Raw genomic sequence first — 17,157 nt, 5'->3', positions numbered from 1 at the left:
GATAAAGCAAACTAAACCAAGCTTGTGAGTTTACTGTAAGCTATAAATAGTAACTATTAGTGATTTTTATAGTGATATTTATAAGCAGTAAATCTTTTTTGTGTTTAGGCAAAGATTTAACTTTATGAGTTGTCTACTTCTTGGCAATAGCTAAGCTTAAGTAAATTAACTTAAGCCTAAAATTTAATACTAAAAGCTTTAGCTTTTACTAATTACCTTTATTCCAACTCAAGTTTGTTAAAGTTTAAAGTTAAGTGATTAAGCCCACATCTTATAAAGTATCTTTTAATAAATCTCTATTTATCTTAAACAAATATAAATTCGGTGCTAGTTATGCTTAGCGCTAACAGCTCCAGCATTTCAAATAGGTTTAGCATACCGACTAAATCTTCACTGTATATCTGTAAGAGATAACTTGTTTATTTAAATCTTATCCTTAAGAGCAAACAATAAACAATATACTTTTATAGATCCTCATCAACTTTTTACCAGCTTATTTTTTAAGCTACTTTTACCCTCCTACTCCAATCGGTTAATTTTTATCTTTATAAAAATATCTTACTTACAATTTAAAAACATAAATAAAAACCTTGGTGTAGCACCAAGGTTTTTACCGTTTTACTATTTAACGTAATTTGTAATTACTACTTCGACTGTACGATCAGGTCGTCGTCCAAGCTCTGCACTATATCTAGTTTCAGGTTGAATAAAATTAATATTAAACTTGTGAGCAATACACCAGTCTAAAAGTTTGTAATTGTATGTTCCCTTAAACTGCAATACAGTTGAATAAGCAAAGCGAATTTTATTCTGATCACACAGTACTAAGAAGTTAAAGAGATTTTGCTCATCTGTATCATTCCATACTGGATTATCACCATAGACTACAGGAGATAAAGTATATGGAGGATCTAAATAAAGAAAAGCATTCTCTTGTACTAATTGGGCAATGTCCATTTGTAAATAGTCGTTATCTACAAAAGTAATTGGTAGTTCTTTTATTTTAGGTAAAAAGGCTTTAAACTTTTCTCGTAATTTAATACTATAATCACGTTTACCTACAGGTTGATTGTAATCACCTAAATTATTAAAACGCACTATATTGTTAAAGCCATAAATAAGTAATAACAATAAGCGAATTAAAATAGGTTCATCAAAGACTAAATTGTCTTGTGAAGGTACTGCAGCCGAAACAATATTCACCTCTCGTTTAGAAGTGTGTGCTTGTCCATATAGATGAGTACGAACGCGTAATTGACGTAAAAGATGATTAAAATCTGAACGTAAATGCTTATAAGGTTCTTTATTATATTCAGCTAAACCATCATCAGAATTAGAGTCATAAGCACTATAACCATGAGCAGCTGAATTAGAAAGACCATACTCAGAAATTAAGTAATCAAGCTTTAAACTTAATTCCTCGTAGGTTTGTGTTTGCAGGTATTGCAGTAATTGAGTGATATAAGGGTTATTATCTACACAAGTAATAACTTTGGCATTTACATTAACCCCAATATTAGCCGCACCGGAAAACACATCATAGAAAAAGTTTATATTCTCGGGAAATAAACGAATAATCTGGTCAACAATACTATATTTACCTCCAGCATAATTTAAGGGCGAAGGTATATAGTTTTTTACCACCTGTTCATTATTACCTTGTTGCTCTTCATCTGCAAAATCAAATAAAGGTAAAAAGTCGTAAACTGGAGTTTTTTGCTCTTGGGTTGTTGCCGTAGTTTCGTTTAATAAAGGTTCAGGAATAAAGCCCTCAGGTACTTCCACCTTGGCTGGAACTTTTAATAAAAAGTCTATATCCTGATCATATTTTGCAATATTTACTTCAGTAAATAGCTTTGCTTGGATATTCTTTAAATCAGTTTTATCTTCAGTTTGCATCATCTAATTAAATTTTAAATTGCGCAATTACTTGCTCGAGTTTTTGCATAATTTGAGCTTGTTTTAAACGATTAGCAGGTTGAGCTTGCGGGGTGATTGATGTAGCTGTTGCTGAAACTTGCCCATCTTGTAATAGAATATTAAAGTTTTGGGCTAAAGATATTTGCTCGACACTCGAAATAGGTACTTGCTGTTGATCCATCAGCATTGCATAACCACGTTCAAGTGGCGCTTGCGGATCTAACGATTGGATTTTTTGTACTATATGCTCGAGTTGATTAAATATTTGTTGGTAACGTTGTTGCGCTAAGCTTTGTAAACGCTGCACTAAGAACTCAACCTCTTGACGTTTAACCGTTAACATATGCTGCACATTAATACTCATTAAACGGTGGTTTACGAGTGTTAGTTCTTGTACACGTTGATGAAAACGCATATTAAACTGGTTTTGTAAATATTGCTCCATTTGCTGTACTAGCGTTTGTTTCTGAGCAATATTTTGTTGTAAAACATTAGTTAAAGCTTGACGAACAAAACCTAATTGTTGCATATAATGCGGAATTAAACGTTCAGGATTATATTGCTGTACATAAGAGCGTAACGCAGTTACAAAGTGTTGTTTTTGTGCAATCTGTCCTTGCGTAAGCAGCTGAATATTTTGCTCTAAGTGCATTAAATACTGTTGACGATTTTGCAAGTTACGTACATAAGCTTGCTCTAAACGCATTAGCCCCTCTTGAATAAACGCATGGTAATTATTAATTACCTGCTGCGGATCACAAAGGGAAACTCGTTGATCTAGCTCACGCACTTTTTGTTCAAAGCGCCCTAAATGGAAACGCGCAAATTGCTGAATTTTCTGTTCACACTCATAGAGATAATTACGTAAACTTACACGTGGATAACTCACACTCTTAGCTGCAGCCGTTGGTGTTACACAACTAAAATCGGCTACTAAATCTGTTAGCGGATTATCTATTTCATGTCCAACAGCCGAAATAATCGGGATTTGTGAGTTAAATACAGCTTGTACAACTTGTTCGTCATAGAAAGCTAAAAGATCTTCAAAAGAACCACCACCTCGTCCTACAATTAGTACCTCACAACGTTGCTCTTGATTAGCTGTAGCTATTGCTTGCACAATTGAACTTACAGCATTTGCTCCTTGCACATTACAGTCATAGTTAATTAACTGAATATCTGGAGCTTCATAAGCAAAGATATTACACATATCTTTAAAGCCGGCAGCATTATTAGAAGTTACTAACCCTACTACTTTTGGAAATTGAGGGATTGGTTTTTTGTATGCAGGATTACGCCAACCTAGATCTATAATTTGTTGCTTTAATTTTTGAATACGTAACAGTTGCTCACCCATACCTCCTGCCAAACGCATGCGAGCAATGGTTAGCTGCATAGTTCCGCGCGGAGGATATACGGTTAATTCTCCATAAACCTCGACCTTTGCACCTTCGCAAAAGTCTTGAGCTTTTCCTAACATACGTTTTTCAAAATCAGCAAAAGCCGCAACGTAATTCCACAAATTAGCATTAATTTGTGCATCCCCGTCAATGTCTTTTAAAGTTAGATATGCATGTTTACCAGAAAATTTTAAACTAGAGATTTCCGCTTCAATATAAACGCCCCAGAAGTTATTCTTAAACTGATCCGCAACTCTACTTAAAAGTTGACTCACCGAAATTGGACGGATAACCGTTTTTTCTTTCACTTCTGGTACAGTTGTTGGTTCTATTGGTTTGGTTGCTGATTGAAGGATGTTTTGATCTACTTGAGCAGCAACTTGTTGAAAATCTAGTTCTAAATCCATGGAAATTTAAATAGTTACAAAAGATAAATTAAAAGCACAAATAAGGACAAAGGTTAAGTTTTAGCCTGATTTTATTATACCTTTTTTACTCTGATAGGTTTAGCCTATCTTGAGTTTTTCTTCAATTGAGCACGTAAATAAGGCTATTAGTAATTAGTAACTAGTAATTAACAACTGCAAGTATAAATCCCGTAATTGAGAGTAGATAAAAATTAAACTACACGTTATTTTTTTACATACTCCAATTTATCATTTTTGATTAACTAGATAAATCACGCTATAACTTACAATCTGTTAATAAAATTACCTTGCAACTTGTGGTAAAATATACAAAAATTTTTTAGTACTAAGATACTAACCATACGAAATAATCCTGCTCAAGATAAAGATGAGGAACTCGTTTTCTCTTCTCCTTATACCCTATGACACAAGATAACGCTGTAGATATTTATCAAGTAGAAATCTACCCAGAAGACATTTTAAGAACCAAAGCTACCCCTTACACAGCCGAAGAGTTTGGTGAGCAACTAGAACAAATCGGACAAAAAATGTTACGTACCATGTACGTACATGAAGGCATTGGTTTAGCAGCTAATCAAGTTAATATTGATAAACGTATTATCGTTATTGACGTTACTGAAGATAAAAGTAAACAATACATTATGATTAATCCTGAGATTACTCATAGTGAAGGTGAAGTGGCTATCGAAGAAGGTTGCCTTTCTGTACCAACCATTCGTGAATTTGTACCACGTGCGGAAAAAGTTACTTGTACTTACTTTGATCCGCAAGGTACACAACATACTTTAGAAGCTGACGGCTTACTTGCTATTTGTTTACAACATGAAATTGATCACTTAAATGGTGTAATGTTCTTCGATCATTTAGACAATTTCAAACGTAACCGTGCAATTGAAAAAGTACGTAAAATTAAGAAAAAAATGAAATAGTTTAAAGATTTAGTCTTAAATTTTTTCATTATCTTTGAATTAAGTTCCTTAGCCAAGAGTAAATATTGGCTAAAGTATTCCTCTTGCCCAAAGAAAGTTCTTTCTTTGGGCATAATTTTAGTTACCTATATTTATTCTCTATGACACAACCTTTAAAAGTGCTTTTTGCAGGAACTGCTGATTTCTCTGCTACTTTTTTAACTCCAATTATTGCTTCACAACACCAAGTAATTGGTGTGGTAACCCAACCTGATAAAGTATCTGGTCGTGGGAAAAAAGTGCAAATGACTAAAGTTAAAGAAATTGCAGTCGAACATAATATTCCTGTATACCAGTTTGAATCATCTCTACGTCATCCTGAAAACTACCAACAACTTTTAAAACTTGATTTTGATATTTTAGTGGTAGTTGCTTTTGGTGATATTCTTCCTTTAGAGTTAATTGATTTCCCTAAATACAAATCAATTAACGTGCATCCATCTTTATTACCTTATGGACGAGGTGCTTCTCCGGTGCAAACTACTATTGCTAATGGGGATGAGAAAACGGCTTTTTGCATTATAAAAATGGATGAAACTCTTGATACAGGTGACATTCTTTATTGGCAAGACGTAGAAGTTGCTGCTAAAGAAACTTCGGAAAGTCTTTTTGCTAAATTATCTGCTTTAGGTGGTCCGATTCTTATCAAGGTATTAGACGATATCCCTACTTATTTAGCCAATGCCCAACCACAAGCTCCATTAAATGTAGCCGAACCAAAGAAAACTTATACTCGTAAAATTAAGAAAACGGCAGGTAAATTCAATCCTGAATTAACCGCTCTAACTCTTGAACGCAAATTACGAGCTTATACACCATGGCCTGGTTTATATTTTGCTTATCCGGAAAAAGATGAACAAGATATTAAAGTTATTGAGTGTAATGCCTATGCAAACTGGCAAAGCGTAGTTGCGACATACGAACAAAAAGGACAACTTAATCGTCTGCAAGTTCGTGCAAATGCTTCTCTTAGGCAAGCTAACCTTGGCGCTGAACTGGGGATGATTATTGCGCAAAGTTCAAAACATCTATATGTCTTATGTGCAGATGATTCAATTTTAGAGATTTCAGCTGTACAACTACCTGGTAAAAAACCAATGGATATTAAGAGCCTAAGAAACGGTTATCCACAACTTTTAGTACCAGGTGTAATCTTAAATTAATTTTTAGCGTAGCACATTGTAAATGATTGATAATAAAACCTCATTTAAACCTCACCGTAAAAGCGAGACTTCGCCTAGTAGCGGTAAAACAAATAGCAAAAACAACCAAACGAGCCCGAATAAAAAGCAGCTCAACAAAGGTTCGCAGCAGGGTTATAAAAGTCATGCTAGACCAGCACAGAAAAAGACTAGCAACTCTAATCGTCAATCTAGAGAAAAACCAAGTAAAATTAAACAAGATTTTAATTCAGGTCTTTCCTATGGTCTTAAACAAGATCTACAACAAGTAGTTAAAGATCTTGATTTACGTCGTCTGGGTGTTAATCAACTTAAAGAACAAGTATGGCATAACCCTCGTTTCCAAGCAGCTTTAGCTATTAAAGCAGTGCTCGAAGATAAGAAAACCTTAACTCTTAATCTCGATGGTATTATCGATGATGTAAATAAAGGCTTTGTTGCAGAACTAGCTTACGGGGTTTTACGTTATTTACCGCAATTAAACTATATTGCTAATAAATTACTCGCTAAACCTTTTGAAGCTCGTTGCTATTTTGCGCATCTATGTTTACTTGGGGCTTTATATCAACTAATTTACTTACGTCAAGCTGAACATGCTGCGGTGTATGAAAACGTAGAGCTGGTTAAACGTCTATATGGAGCAGGGGTATCAACTGTAGTTAACGCTTGTTTACGTAATTTCTTACGTCAAGATGATGAACTAATTGAAGAAAGTCAAAAAGTTCTCTTAATGCCTAATTGGTTACACAAAGAACTTAGTCAGCGTGTACCAGAGCAACAATATCAAGCAATGGTACAAGCTATGAATACTAAAGCTCCTTTATGGTTACGTATTAATCCGCAAAAAACTACAGTCCAATCTTTTACCCAAGCCTTAAATGAGGCTGGTATTGCTTATGCTTTACATGAGCATTTACCGCAAGCTCTATGCATTACTAGCCCGTTAGATGTCAAACTAATCCCAGGTTATAACCAAGGTTGGTTCTCGGTACAAGATTTACATGCGCAATTAGCTGGTGTGATTCTTGCTCAAGCGCTAGTAGAGGAAAATAATAGTTTAAGCTTAGAAGCTAAAATCCAAGCTCCAACTAACAAGGGCGCCGCAAGTAATAATGGTCTACAGCCAGTACCATTAATTGTTGATACTTGTTGTTCTCCTGGTGGGAAAACTACTCACTTGTTAGAAATGTACCCACAAGCACAAATGATTGCCACTGATATCGATGCCCAACGTTTAACACGCGTGCATGACAATTTAAGTCGATTAGAGCAACAGGCGCAAATTATTTGTGCAGATGCTCGTTATCCAGAACAATGGTTACCTAAGGCGGTTGAAATTGCTATGGCGCATGATAGTCAATGTCGACAACAGAATCTTGAGCAACCGGTCGATCTCATGCTCTTAGATATCCCATGTTCAGGTACAGGAGTAATACGTCGCCATCCAGATATTAAATGGTTACGTAGCATGCAAGACATTGAGCGTTTATCGCAAATTCAATATGATATTCTAACTAACTCATGGCAATATGTTGCCGTAGGAGGCAAATTACTTTATGTTTCTTGCTCAATTATGGGACAAGAAAACGAACAAGTCATTCAACGCTTCTTAGCGCAACAAAATAATGTTGCTGTAGTATCATTAGATAATTTTGCGGAACAAAACTTAGACGCTCAAGCGATAGTTCCTACGAGTGTAGGTTTACAATTAATTAATCAAATTGAGCGTGGTGATGGTTTCTATTATTGTTTACTAACCAAAACCGCTTAATTTAGACATGTTAAAAGCCACTCATTTGAGTGGCTTTTATGCATTAAGCTTCTAATGCAATTACTAAATCAGTAAATTCTTGACCTACAAGTGGTAAATCTTCATTTAACGCTACAACTGCGGCAAAATGATCACTTACATAAGTAGGATTACTTAAAGCAATATCTTTACCATAGTTATAACCATAAGTTAACCCTAATACTTGCACTTGTGCAGCTAGACCGGCTTTAATGTCGTTTTCAGAATCACCAACCATTAACACACGTTGTTTATCGATAACACCAAAGTTTTCCATATGGCGTAATATACCTTCAGGATGAGGTTTATTATTTTGCAGATCACCGTCGGCATAAACCGCATCAAATAACTCATAAATCCCTACGCGTTCTAAAGCTGCTGGTGTTAAAAACTTAGGTTTATTAGTTAAAACCGCAAGTTTAACTCCTTGTGCTTTTAAACGCTCAAGTGATTTTCTTACTCCAGGGAATAATGAGATATTTGTATTACCATATAGATCGTAATAGCCTGTATGTACTTTAGTGAACTCTGGACGAGTTTTTAATAATTGCTCGTGAATAGTATCAACATCAGCTTGTGCTAACTCAGGCTTATCAGCTAAACAAGGAAAATTAGCTTTATCTTGTAACAGCTCACGACGTAACCAAGCATAGCATTCAGTAATTGCAGCTTCGTGACCTTTGCCAATCCAATTAGTTACTTCTTTTGTCGGTGGTAGAGGAAAACCAAAGTCTTTACAAGCTAAACGATAGGTATGGGCAATATCTTCGATAGTTGCTAAAAGTGTACCATCTAAATCAAATACCATTAAATCGTACATTGTTTTACTCATGTATTTTCTCCAATTCAAGGTTAACCCACAAAAGATAGACTTACATAATTTGGATCTTCTTGTTCAATTGCTAACTCACGTAATTCTGTAATTACGGCAGCATAATTATCTTCATTAAAAATTGCAGAACCTGCAACGAAATTCGTTGCTCCTGCTTTAGCTAATAAGCTAATAGTATCACGGTTCACACCACCGTCTACTTGGATTTCTACTTTACCTAATAGACCTTGTTTTTCTAATTCGGCTTTTAGAGCTTTAACTTTAGTTAAAGTGTAAGGTAAGAATTTTTGTCCACCAAAACCTGGATTTACGGTCATTACTAACACTAAATCTAATTGCTCTAAAATTGGGAACAGCATTTCTACAGGTGTAGCTGGATTTATTGCAATCCCTACGGTCATACCTAATTCTTTAATTAAGTTAATCGTACGGTCAATGTGAGTAATTGCTTCGTAAGAAAAAGTAATATGATTTGCACCAGCTTGTTTAAAGTAAGTTGCTAAACGCTCAACTTCGGTAGTCATTAAGTGCACATCAATTGGCGTACTAATACCGTAATTTCTTAAGGCTTGACAAATTGGAGCACCAAAAGAAAGATTAGGAACAAAGTTATTATCCATCACATCAAAGTGAATACGATCTGCTCCGGCAGCAATTACTTTAGCTACATCTTCACCAAGACGAGCAAAATCAGCAGATAAAATAGATGGTGAAATTACAATTTCTTGACTCATGAAATTACCTTAAAGTAGAACTTAGGGTTAAAAACTGTAGTTTTAGGCAGGGCTCTAAAATTGCCTTTATTATACACTGCCGAACTATAGATAAGGCGAGAATTAAGCATAAAACTACAAAATCATCTGGAAGAAATGATAGACCACAAAATAAATCTTAGGACAAAAATAAATCTTTGCGGTATATCTCTTTATACATAGCTAATCTAAAGTTATACCGCCCCACAAATTAATCATTATCCTAGTCTCGTTTTAAATCACGTTTAACTTACTTTTAAACTTACATTTAAAATCACCCTTACCTTACGTTTTTACTTAAGTTTAAAATCAAGTCAAAATTAAGTCTAAAATCTAATTCAAAATCTAGGCTTTTAAACTCTCCTTAAACCTTTGCTCAGATTATTCTTAGACTAAGGATTTTCTAGATAAACTAGTGAGACTAGAGCTCAAGACTTGCAATCTGTGCTAAAATAAAGAACCCAAGATAATCAGCAGAAAACAAATGTTTAACATTTATTTTTCTCTCTTTATCATAGAAAGCAAAAACTACTCATAGGCTAATCATAGGATATTTGTTTATCGCCTTTATGAGTCTTTTTACTTTCATAGTTTCATCACCTTTTATTGTTTACATACTCCTTTATTTTATTTTTAACTCTTTCCTAAGATAATTTAGGTTAAAAGTGCAGTATTACTAATACCTTAGTCTGTAGTTTTAACCTTAATTCTCTTTTTAACTTCAAGCTGAATTTGAGAGTCTATGTCTGAAGAACAAACAGAAAAAACTCGTAAGTTTGTGCACCTCAGAGCACACACTGATTTTTCCATTGTAACTGGGGTTATGAAAATTAAAGATATTGTAACCCTAGCACAACAATACAATATGCCAGCCGTAACTGTTACTGATTTAAATATGTTCTGTGGCTTAATTAAGCTATACGAATCAGCAACCGGTAGTGGCATTAAGCCTTTATCAGCAATAGATACGCAATTTTTAGATGATCGTGGTGTTTTACACGATATTACTTTATTTGCTAAAAATGAAAGAGGTTATGTAAATCTGCGTAAAATTATGACCGAAACTTACCTCCGCGCTCGTGGTAAGCAAGAAGTTGTAACAAACGCTCGTTCTTTACAAAACACTAAACGCGACGCTCGTATTTACATTACATATGCGCAAATGCAAGAGCACGTAGAGGGAATCCTCTGTTTATTACCAGCCTATTTTGGACCATTGGGTAATAGTGTGCGTGAAGATAAAATGGACTTTGCTGATCCAGTTTACGAGCGTTTAAAATCGATTTACGGTGATAATTTATACCAAGGTATTGCTCGTTGTAAACGCCCCGGTGAACGTGGTCTTGAACCTCATGTAATACGTTATGCTGCTAAATATCAAATGCCTTTAGTAGCGACAAACGACGTAATGTTTAAACGTCGCGGCGATTATCACGTACTGCAAATTCGTGAATGTATTTCTCAAGGGGTGGTAATGTCAGATTACCAACCTGACTACACTGAAGAGCAATACTTTAAATCAAGTGAAGAAATGATTAAATTGTTTGAGGATTTACCACAAGCAATTGATAATACTAACTTGATTGCGCAAATTTGTACGGTTAAATTTAAACTTGGACATAACGACTTACCTCGTTTCCACCTTGATCCAACCGATCCTAAGCAAGCAATCCTAGCCGAAGAGTTTAAAACCGTTCTTGAACAAAATCCTGATATTGACGAAGAAGAATGGATTCTCGATAAACTATCATGGCAAGGACTTGAAGAACGTTTAGAGTTCTTGTATCCAGATCCAACCGAACGTGAAGAAAAACGTCCAGCCTATGTAGAACGTCTTGAGTTTGAACTTAAGATTATTAAAGAGATGAAGTTCCCAGGATACTTCTTAATCGTTCAAGAGTTCATTAACTGGTCGAAAAACAAAGGAATTCCGGTTGGTCCTGGACGAGGATCTGGAGCAGGTAGTTTAGTAGCTTACAGTTTAAAAATTACGGACTTAGACCCGCTTAAATATGCCCTGCTGTTCGAACGTTTCCTTAACCCAATGCGTAAGTCAATGCCTGACTTCGACGTTGACTTCTGTAATGAAGGTCGTTCAACCGTAATCGAACACATGCAAGACCACTATGGTAAAGACTCGGTATCGCAAATTATGACTTTCGGTACCATGGGTGCCAAAATGGTGGTAAAAGATGTGGCAAGGGTATTAGGTATCGACCGTCGTAAAGCTGATGACTTAGCTAAAGTTATCATGGATAAGATTGAAGTTAAAACCATTAATGAAGATGGTGAAGAAGACGTAAAAACTTATAAAGGTAATTTAGCCAATAACGTTGAACATAACCAAGCTTTCCGCTCATATTACGAAAATACCGACGAACCAGAATACCGTAATATAGTTGAATATTCTCGTCCGCTTGAAGGACTAGTACGTCAAGTTGGTAAACACGCTGCTGGGATTGTAATTTCACCTATTGACATGAACGAATATTCGTCACTTTATATTGATGATAGTGGCGAGCAAAGTACACACTTTGATAAAGACGATATTGAACGTGCAGGTTTAGTAAAATTCGACTTCTTAGGTCTGAAAAACTTAACGATTATTAAAAATGCTTTACGTATGATAAATAAGCGTTACCAACGTGAAGGACGTAATGAAGTATTCGATATTAATACTATTCCTTTAGATGATCCTGCTACCTATAAACTTCTCCAAGATGGTGATACGCATGGGGTATTCCAGCTTGAGTCGGCTGGGATCACCAAACTGGTAATGAAAGCTTGTCCAAAAACGTTCGAGGACATTATCGCGATTATTGCTCTTTATCGTCCAGGTCCATTACAATCTGGGATGGTGGATAACTACATTAATCGTAAAAACGGGAGCGAGGAAGTTTGTTATCCAACCCAAGAATTAAACTTTGAAGTACTTAAAGATATTCTTGATCCAACCTACGGAGTTATCGTTTATCAAGAGCAGGTGATGCAGATTGCCCAAACCTTCTCTGGATATACTTTAGGTGACGCCGATAACTTACGTCGTGCCATGGGTAAAAAGAAAGCAGACGTAATGGCAAAAGAACGTAGTAACTTCGTGGCGGGGGCAGTAAAAAATGGCTTCCAAGAAGAACAAGCGTCAAGTCTGTTTGACTTAGTAGATAAGTTCGCGGGTTATGGTTTTAACAAATCACACTCGGCAGCCTATGCTTTAGTTTCTTATCAAACAGCTTACTTAAAAGCTCACTTTAGAGCCGAGTTCTTAGCTGCGGTTATGACCAATGCTCAATCAGACATCTCGAAGATCTACGGTACAGTAAAAGATCTGAAAAATGCTAAACGAGGCATTAAAATCGACTATATTCGCCCAAGTGTAAACTATTCGTTTGATCACTTTGATGTTGATAGTAAGGGTAGAATTATTTACTCTCTAGCCGCTTTAAAAGGGGTGGGGGTAGATGTAATTAAAGAAATGGTAAAAGAACGTGAACGTAACGGACAATTTACTGATTTCTATAATTTTATCGATCGTTGTGGCTCGTACTTTTCAGAAACCCAATTAAAAGTAATGATCTGTGCCGGTTGTTTTGATGACTTTATTAATGAAGGCAATAATGCGCAATTAGGTCATAGTCGTGAAGCTTACTTACATGTACTCAAACCTATTATCTCGGCTGTAAAACAAAGTTCATTTGGTAATCTCTTTGCCGAACTAACCGAAAACATTGATACCTATATCCGTCCAGAAATTGAAAAAGAAATCAAACACTGGAGTATCGAACAACGTGCAAGTAAAGAGTATGATGCGTTCAACTTCTACTTTGCAGGGCATCCGATTAACGAATACGCCGCTGAACGGGCTGCTATTGCCGATTGTAGCTGTTTAGATGATGTATTCCGCCGCTTTGAAGAATATACACAAGAAGTACAAAATGCCGTTGTTCATGGGATGCAGCGCCACCCAATGAAAAAATATACCATTGTGGCACACGTTGATGGAGCACGTAAAGATAAATCCTTTGATGGTAAACGAACTGTGCTTGACTTAGCAATCTCAGATGAATCAAGTAACTATCGTAATAATGTCTTTGTCGGAGCTTCGGCTAATGAAATTGCGCAGCTTATTGATGATTTACTCGAAGATGGCAAATGTGTAGTTGAGTTCCAATTCTCGTCATATCAAAAACGAGAAACTAAGGAAACGAACACTAGTATGCGCATTAAGAAAGTAATTCCACTACAACAATATTTAAAACACTGTATTGGTAAGATTACGGCTTTATTTGATGTGCGTAGTGTTGAAGCTATTGGCAATATGGCAAAATACCGTGACTATTATCTAGTCGAAAACGCCCAGTATCCTGGTGCTAATATGCCATTAACTTTTGAGATGATGTATTACACCAACTTTGGCGTTGCAACAAACGATAAAGTATATCTAACGCGCTATACTCCGGAGTTGCTAAAACACTTAAAAGAAATTAGCGGTATTCATAACATTAAGCTCGAGCTTACGTTTATTGATCCTGGTAAGTCTACTCGTGATGAAGATCCAAGTATGTATGAACGAGCAAGACCGGAAAACAATATGCCGGTTAATCGTAATACTGGAGCTGCAGCTAATGCTGCTACTATTTTCTAAAAATAGGGCAAAAAGTGATAGTCATCTCGATACCTATATACCTAAAGTTAAAATAATTTAGGTACACCTAAGATTACCTTGCGATCTTAAAATCAATCTCTCTAAATCTCGAAAGTAACATGAAGATCAAAATGATCAGTAGTGGAGTTTTCGGGATTTAGTCTTTTAAAAGGAATTATAAAAGTAGTAAAAATTCATTAAAGCAGCATGCTATTGCCAATTTTTGGCAGATTTCTCTGCAACTTTTACGCTTATGCCTTATAATACCTTACAGTAGTTATATCTTCGGTATCCAGATGTGAATCTCCGTACATATGTTGATATAGGCTATAAGTTTTTATTTTGGGCACTCAAATTAATTTTAATTTGGAGTGTAATCGCCAACGCAAGCCTAGCAAATTAGATCCTTGCTAATTTGTAGGAGCAGTCCCATATTAAGTTTTAAAGACTATGGAACGTACTTACTTACCTTTCGAACAACCGATTGAAGAATTAACCCAAAAGATTAATGCCCTGAAAAATTCAGCAGCAGCACAAAACTCTGGGGTTGATTTCCAAAGCGATATTGCTAGTTTAGAAAACAAGCAAGTAGAGCTAACTAAAAAAATCTTTAGTAACCTTTCTCCTTGGCAAATTACGCAAATTGCACGTCACCCAGATCGTCCATATACTCCAGACTACATTAAATTAATGTTTACTGATTTCCAAGAGTTATATGGTGATCGCGCTTATGCTAATGACTATGCAATTATTGGTGGTTTAGCACGTTTTAACGGCAAATCAGTAATGGTTATTGGTCACCACAAAGGACGTAAAGTACCAGAGAAAGTAAAATGTAACTTTGGTATGCCATCTCCAGAAGGCTATCGTAAAGCTTTACGTTTAGCAAAAATGGCAGAACAATTTGGTATTCCAGTTCTAACTTTTATCGACACAGCAGGTGCTTACGCAGGTGTGGGTGCTGAAGAACGTGGACAATCAGAAGCGATCGCACGCAACTTACGTGAATTCTCAAGCCTTAAAACTCCAGTAATCTGTACTGTAATTGGTGAAGGCGGTTCTGGTGGTGCTTTAGCTATTGGTGTAGGTGACTTTACCAATATGTTAGAGTACTCAACCTATTCTGTAATTTCTCCTGAAGGTTGTGCTTCAATTCTTTGGAAATCAGCAGAAAAAGCTTCTACCGCAGCCGAAGTTATGGGCTTAACTGCTAACAAACTGAAAAAAGTTGGTTTAGTAGATGAAATTATCCCAGAACCACTAGGTGGTGCACATGCTGATTACGAGCAAACTGCTAAAAACATTGCAAAAGTTCTAACTAAACAATTAAAACGTTTAGAAGGCTTAAGTAAAGAAGAATTAGTAGATCGTCGTTATGAACGTCTATGTGCATTCGGTGATTACGAAGAAGATAAAGAAAGCAACTAATCAATTATCAAGCAGATTAGCTAAAAGATAATTTTAGTAATCACAATTAAGAAATTCCAGTTGTCACACAACTGGAGTTTTCTTTTATCTAAAAAAGCTTACTCTCATACTTCAAATAAAATCCATCGAGCCTTTAGACGTAAAATTGGCAAAAATATCTATTTTGTCGGCTAATTGGTATATAATTAATAAAAAGAGAACAAGTAAATTAGAACTTTTTCTAGATAACTTCTACTTAATCCACAATATCATTTTAAACTTTAATCAGATTTAAACTCTATAATACGTAAATATATTTGCGTAAAAGCTTATGATCTGCTATAACTAAAATAAGCTCGTGCTGGAGTTTAATCAACTTCGATTTTTACCATTTAGAGATTTTAATATTTATGAGTACTACTACCACAAGCATCCTAGTCGTTGTTTTATTCGTTGCGGGAATCTTACTCGGTTATTTATTAGCTAGAGGTTCTGGTGGTAACGAAAAACGTATTCACGAGTTAAAATCAGAATTAACAAGTGTACGTAAAGCTCACCAAGAATCTTTAGAACAAGTAAATGCAGCTCTTGATAGTGTTAAAAACCTAGCTGTAAACATGGCTGCAACTTACAAGTCTTTAGAATTTACTAAAGCTTCTTTAGAAGGTCGTCAAGCACAAGCTCAAGATTATCTTCTCCAAATTAAAAATGGTCAACTTGAACAAATTGCTTATCAAGACCATAACGAAGCTCAAGATTCTGTAGCTCCAGAAGCAGAAATAGTTGAAGCTACTGCTAACCAAGCTACCGATAAAGCAGAAAAATAGTATTTTTACTCATTTAGCTCGTTATGTTTAAGCATAACGGGCTTAATTTATAGCATGTAAATCTATGAGAGTTAGCGCATCCCGCAAAGAAACAATCGTGCAACTTATGAAAAGTTTGCACAAAGATAACTACTTTTATGAGTTATCTTACACTCTATTTTCAACTCCTATTGGAGAGTTAATAGGAGTTTGTGCTGACAGTGGAGTATGTCTACTCTACTTTACCGATTGTGACATTAAGAGCATGTTAATAGAAGTACAAAAAACCTTCTCTTGTAACTTTGCGCAAAAAAACACGGTATTATGTCGACGCTTGCAAACTGAAGTAAGAGAATACTTTGCTGGTGATCGACAAGAATTTACACTGCCTCTAACTTTTATTGGTAATAATTTCCAGAAAAAAATCTGGCATCATGTTGAATCTATTGAATACGGTCGCACTCAATTTTTTAAACAACCAGGTGAGGGAGATTTAAGTCCCGAAATTAATAACAGTCCAGTAATCAGAGCAGTTGATGAAAATAAACTCTTACTGTTAGTACCTAGCCATCGCGTGCTTAATTCAGCTGAAGAAAATCGTAAGTTTCCTGCCGGTGAACATCGCAAAAAATACTTACTTGATTTTGAAAAACGCATTTTAGCTTCAATGGAAATTGAAGCTGCCAAAATTGCCGCTAAATTAAGAAGAGCACGCAATCGTTATAGTGATTATTAGTCTACCTTTCATTAACCCCAATTACGAACTAAATTTTTGTTAGTTTAATTGCCAATTGGGGTATTGATTGGTAAAAATAAATATATTTTAATTCGCTATAGCATAAAAATAAAGCTTTTGGGAAAAAATTTATCCACTTTTTTGTGCTTTTCTCTTGACTTTATATTTTAAAAATTAGTAAACTAACTACAGGAAAATGCATTTTATTATGTTATTAAGTTATTTAAATACTTAGAACTTATTTTTACTGTAATCTTAACCTGTTATTATCTTGCAATTGTTTTATAGCTTCATAT

Annotated in this window: 11 protein-coding genes; 7 read left to right on the top strand and 4 right to left on the bottom strand. The window is 35.4% G+C overall.

Features of this window, described 5'->3' with window-relative positions; translation table 11 throughout:
• Positions 1–621: 621 nt before the first annotated feature.
• Both CKF58_RS00575 and xseA read right to left on the bottom strand, forming a co-directional pair.
• Complete coding sequence (locus tag CKF58_RS00575; RefSeq protein ID WP_222987626.1) at positions 622–1,899, bottom strand: DNA adenine methylase; 1,278 nt, start codon at positions 1,897–1,899, stop codon at positions 622–624.
• 7 nt (positions 1,900–1,906) lie between these two features.
• The gene (gene xseA, locus CKF58_RS00570; protein WP_119530048.1) at positions 1,907–3,727 is read right to left on the bottom strand and encodes an exodeoxyribonuclease VII large subunit; all 1,821 of its coding nucleotides are present in this window, start codon (positions 3,725–3,727) and stop codon (positions 1,907–1,909) included.
• A 422-nt stretch (positions 3,728–4,149) separates the two neighbouring features.
• Between xseA and def the strand changes: the two genes are divergently transcribed.
• The 3 genes from def to rsmB all read left to right on the top strand — a co-directional run bounded on the left by def (position 4,150) and on the right by rsmB (position 7,668).
• Positions 4,150–4,677: a peptide deformylase gene (gene def, locus CKF58_RS00565; RefSeq protein ID WP_119530047.1), complete on the top strand. Its 528-nt coding sequence runs from the start codon at positions 4,150–4,152 to the stop codon at positions 4,675–4,677.
• A gap of 140 nt (positions 4,678–4,817) precedes the next feature.
• Entirely contained in the window at positions 4,818–5,879 is a 1,062-nt protein-coding gene (gene fmt / locus CKF58_RS00560; protein ID WP_119530046.1) for a methionyl-tRNA formyltransferase, read from the top strand.
• Positions 5,880–5,901: 22 nt separating this feature from the next.
• Positions 5,902–7,668, top strand: coding sequence for a 16S rRNA (cytosine(967)-C(5))-methyltransferase RsmB (gene rsmB / locus CKF58_RS00555; RefSeq protein ID WP_119530045.1), 1,767 nt, complete (start codon positions 5,902–5,904; stop codon positions 7,666–7,668).
• Between the two features lie 43 nt (positions 7,669–7,711).
• Here the strand turns inward: rsmB and CKF58_RS00550 are convergent, their stop codons facing one another.
• Positions 7,712–8,518: an HAD-IA family hydrolase gene (locus tag CKF58_RS00550; RefSeq protein WP_119530044.1), complete on the bottom strand. Its 807-nt coding sequence runs from the start codon at positions 8,516–8,518 to the stop codon at positions 7,712–7,714.
• Positions 8,519–8,538: 20 nt separating this feature from the next.
• Complete coding sequence (gene rpe / locus CKF58_RS00545; protein ID WP_119530043.1) at positions 8,539–9,252, bottom strand: ribulose-phosphate 3-epimerase; 714 nt, start codon at positions 9,250–9,252, stop codon at positions 8,539–8,541.
• A 760-nt stretch (positions 9,253–10,012) separates the two neighbouring features.
• On the opposite strand from rpe, the gene dnaE reads away from it, so the two are divergent.
• The 4 genes from dnaE (at position 10,013) to CKF58_RS00525 (ending at position 16,861) form a co-directional block, all read left to right on the top strand.
• On the top strand, positions 10,013–13,912 hold the full coding sequence (gene dnaE, locus CKF58_RS00540; RefSeq protein WP_119530042.1) for a DNA polymerase III subunit alpha: 3,900 nt from the start codon (positions 10,013–10,015) through the stop codon (positions 13,910–13,912).
• Between the two features lie 450 nt (positions 13,913–14,362).
• Positions 14,363–15,340, top strand: a complete 978-nt coding sequence (locus CKF58_RS00535) for an acetyl-CoA carboxylase carboxyltransferase subunit alpha (RefSeq protein ID WP_119530041.1) — start codon at positions 14,363–14,365, stop codon at positions 15,338–15,340.
• 389 nt (positions 15,341–15,729) lie between these two features.
• On the top strand, positions 15,730–16,146 hold the full coding sequence (locus tag CKF58_RS00530) for a hypothetical protein (RefSeq protein ID WP_119530040.1): 417 nt from the start codon (positions 15,730–15,732) through the stop codon (positions 16,144–16,146).
• Between the two features lie 106 nt (positions 16,147–16,252).
• On the top strand, positions 16,253–16,861 hold the full coding sequence (locus tag CKF58_RS00525) for a methylated-DNA--[protein]-cysteine S-methyltransferase (protein ID WP_222987625.1): 609 nt from the start codon (positions 16,253–16,255) through the stop codon (positions 16,859–16,861).
• Positions 16,862–17,157 lie beyond the last annotated feature (296 nt).

Origin of the sequence: Psittacicella hinzii (assembly GCF_003585935.1) — a bacterium.
GTDB classification, from domain to species: Bacteria; Pseudomonadota; Gammaproteobacteria; order Enterobacterales; family Psittacicellaceae; genus Psittacicella; species Psittacicella hinzii.
The sequence above is the reverse complement of the archived record's forward strand: the minus strand, read 5'-3'. Positions and strand labels throughout refer to the sequence as shown.

What these genes read in the sequence shown, in the direction of transcription:
- CKF58_RS00575 (WP_222987626.1), bottom strand. Translation starts at nt 1,899, where the DNA reads ATGCAAACTGAAGATAAAACTGATTTAAAGAATATCCAAGCAAAGCTA.
- xseA (WP_119530048.1), bottom strand. Translation starts at nt 3,727, where the DNA reads ATGGATTTAGAACTAGATTTTCAACAAGTTGCTGCTCAAGTAGATCAA.
- def (WP_119530047.1), top strand. Translation starts at nt 4,150, where the DNA reads ATGACACAAGATAACGCTGTAGATATTTATCAAGTAGAAATCTACCCA.
- fmt (WP_119530046.1), top strand. Translation starts at nt 4,818, where the DNA reads ATGACACAACCTTTAAAAGTGCTTTTTGCAGGAACTGCTGATTTCTCT.
- rsmB (WP_119530045.1), top strand. Translation starts at nt 5,902, where the DNA reads ATGATTGATAATAAAACCTCATTTAAACCTCACCGTAAAAGCGAGACT.
- CKF58_RS00550 (WP_119530044.1), bottom strand. Translation starts at nt 8,518, where the DNA reads ATGAGTAAAACAATGTACGATTTAATGGTATTTGATTTAGATGGTACA.
- rpe (WP_119530043.1), bottom strand. Translation starts at nt 9,252, where the DNA reads ATGAGTCAAGAAATTGTAATTTCACCATCTATTTTATCTGCTGATTTT.
- dnaE (WP_119530042.1), top strand. Translation starts at nt 10,013, where the DNA reads ATGTCTGAAGAACAAACAGAAAAAACTCGTAAGTTTGTGCACCTCAGA.
- CKF58_RS00535 (WP_119530041.1), top strand. Translation starts at nt 14,363, where the DNA reads ATGGAACGTACTTACTTACCTTTCGAACAACCGATTGAAGAATTAACC.
- CKF58_RS00530 (WP_119530040.1), top strand. Translation starts at nt 15,730, where the DNA reads ATGAGTACTACTACCACAAGCATCCTAGTCGTTGTTTTATTCGTTGCG.
- CKF58_RS00525 (WP_222987625.1), top strand. Translation starts at nt 16,253, where the DNA reads ATGAAAAGTTTGCACAAAGATAACTACTTTTATGAGTTATCTTACACT.